The organism is Sinomonas sp. (genome assembly GCF_036848755.1).
Classification (GTDB): Bacteria; Actinomycetota; Actinomycetes; order Actinomycetales; family Micrococcaceae; genus Sinomonas.
Genome location: NZ_DAIUJO010000246.1, coordinates 1 through 1,531, shown reverse-complemented (window position 1 = coordinate 1,531; position 1,531 = coordinate 1). Strand labels below are relative to the sequence as shown.

The 1,531-nt window shown below is 73.5% G+C and carries 1 protein-coding gene and 1 pseudogene; both read left to right on the top strand.

Annotation, left to right across the window (positions count from 1 at the left end; translation table 11 throughout):
- On the top strand, window positions 1-1,248 hold a 1,248-nt coding region (locus V7053_RS19000; protein ID WP_334173804.1), incomplete at its 5' end, for a hypothetical protein.
- A pseudogene (locus V7053_RS18995) lies at window positions 1,245-1,531 on the top strand (hypothetical protein); the annotation flags it as partial. The gene V7053_RS19000 and the pseudogene V7053_RS18995, both read left to right, overlap by 4 nt.

Below are 1,531 nucleotides of genomic sequence, written 5' to 3'. Positions count from 1 at the left end.
CAGGGCGTGAAGACGCAGGGCTACGCGCGCGGCGAGCTGGAATCCCTCGCCCGCCGTCGCGCGTACGCGATGCACACGAAGCAGTGCCGGCAGGACGCCACTGTGACGCCGTGGAAGTTCCTGGACCGGGTGTCCCGCGAGCAATTGATCGCCGCCCAGGTCCCCGAGGTCCAGCCGCGCCACGAGCTGGCCATGAGCGTGCGGGCGGCGACGGCCGGCGCACGCTCGGAGGCGGAGTTCGTCCGCCGCGCCCGTGGCGCCGGGCTCATCGTCCGTCCCCGGTTCGCCAAGGGCGCCCAGGACGAAGTGGTGGGCTATTCGGTGGCGCTGCGCCCGCTCCACGGCGAGGCCCCGATCTGGTACGGCGGGAACACCCTGGGCAGGGACCTGTCGCTGCCGTCCATGCGCGCCGGGTGGCCGGGCGACGACCGGGTCGCGGCCCTGGCCGAATGGGACGCCGCACGACGTGGCAAGGCGACCGTGGTGCCCGAGCAGGGCGAGGTTTCCGGGGTCGAGCTGGCGGCCTACTTCGAGGAGATGAGCGAATACCTCCGCACGGTCGCCACGGTGTCCGTGGACGAGCCGGCCGCCTATGCGCGGATCGCCCGCGAGGGCGCCGGGCTCCTGTCCTCCTGGGCAGCCGCAGCGGGCAGGGACGGCGACGCAGCGGCCAGGGAGCTGCGCGAGGCAGCCAGGATCTTCTCCCGGCACGCGGAGCTGGCGGAGGGCCCGTCCCGCGCCGTCGCCCAGCCCTCCGAGGCGTACGCGGACCTGTGCACGCACGTGGCGATCTCCAAGAGCAGGCGTGCCGGTGCCGTCGCCGTCGTGAGGGCCTGGGCGAACCTCGGGGAGCACCTGGGCAGGGCGTTCGAGGCCCACGGGTGGGCGGTGCGTGCGGAGTCCCTGAACGCGGAGCTGCGAGGCCACCTGGACAAGGTCCATGACGCGTACCGCGTGATGAACCCGCCGCAGCCGGAAGCACCCGGCGCGGGTGCCGTGGCCGTGGCGGAGAAGCCGGTGAGGCTCTCCGCGGCTGCGGTGCGCGAGGCTCGGCTGCAGCAGATCGAGGAGCGCCTGCGGGCCGAGGGTGTGCCGGAGAAGGCCATCCAGGCCCGGATGTTCGCCGAGCGTCAGCTCAGCGGCTCACCGCTGGAGGGACGCGGGAACGTCCCCGGCCCCTCCACGCACGTCCAGCAGGAGACGGCGCGGCAGCAGCGCCGCGGCCCCGAGGAAGGAAAGGGACTATGAGCGAAGACATCGACGAGCCGCTGGAGCAGGCCGTCCAGCACGCCATGGCGCTCAGCGCGCAGGTCGGCCGCGAGCTGGCCCGCGCCTGGAAGAACCACCTCGAGGACAAGGCCCGCCGGGACGAGCGCACGGCCGCCCTCGTGCAGGCCGCATTCAACAACGAGCGCGAGGTCGCAGCCGCCACGCTGGCCCCCGTGCACAGGCCCGAGTGGTGGGACGAGGCCAAGGTGCCGGAGATCCTGAACGCCTACGAGGTCTCCAACGCCTGGGCCGAGCACGACCC